Genomic DNA, 991 nt, shown 5'->3' with positions numbered 1-991 from the left:
ATAAATAAATTTATTTATTTTCTCTCAATTAAAATGTGAAACACTCATTGATTTGTAAATGGAATATTGGTTATATGCATCTTGCATGGCAGAAATAATTGCCTTTTTGCCTAAACCATAGTACCTTCTTTCAAATCTTTTAATCGGTTCTTCTATGCCTTCATTTATATAATGTCCTATAAAAATACTTTTAATAAAGTCAGTACACATATTAGTAACTAAGGTACTTGAAGCGTTTATAATACAGTCTGTATTAGGATCTATCTCAAACCCTATTCCCATGACACCAAATAAGTTTTTCGCTGCCATCCCGTCAGGTAATCGAGAATAACCACTACAAATAATCGTTTCATTAAAACTCATATTCTGTACCCCCCTGAAATTAATACTTATAACACAGCATGCGTTTATAAAAAGGTAAAAAGGTTATTTTACTCTTTTATAAGATTATTATTTCTTATGCACAATTCTATTAGTATTTATAAGCCAAGTCTCAAAAGGAAGTGATTATTTTGTTAATAATTTTTATATTTTTAAATTTCAAGGTGTTTATTCAATGGTGGGGTATAGTCATTAAGTAAAATGAATCATATNNGGTAAAAGAACTCCAGAACAAATATTATTTTTTATACAAATCTTCCTCCTATTTTAATCTTTTTTTATATATATTCTTCAAAAAATGCACTAATCCTTTTACTGGATTTAAAATTATATTTATACGTTTACAAAGGTATAGGGTAGACAACTGTAACCGCAAGATAAATTTCAACACTTTTTGCTAAATTGAAGTGAACACTTTTCTGGAAGATAGAACATACACTTTGTCACCTTACAAGGAGCCTCTGCGGGCAAGATTATGAGCATGAAGCCAGTAGTACCAAAGAAACTGGCCTCAGCCAAAAAAGGCTATCATGCCCACCTCTCCTTGTAAAGTGCACGTCACTACTGAGAAATAGTGTTCACTCTTATTCAGCATTTTGAGGTAAGAAAG

At 30.5% G+C, this 991-nt stretch carries 1 protein-coding gene; it reads right to left on the bottom strand.

Going from position 1 to position 991, the window contains the following annotated elements:
- Positions 1 to 24: 24 nt before the first annotated feature.
- Positions 25 to 363 carry a DUF3870 domain-containing protein gene (locus V7164_RS15260; protein WP_335354511.1) on the bottom strand — a complete coding sequence of 113 codons (339 nt, stop codon included), beginning with the start codon at positions 361 to 363 and terminating at the stop codon, positions 25 to 27.
- Positions 364 to 991 lie beyond the last annotated feature (628 nt).

Source organism: Bacillus sp. JJ1474, from assembly GCF_036965225.1.
Lineage (GTDB): Bacteria > Bacillota > Bacilli > Bacillales > Cytobacillaceae > Cytobacillus.
This window is presented reverse-complemented; position numbering and strand designations above follow the sequence as displayed.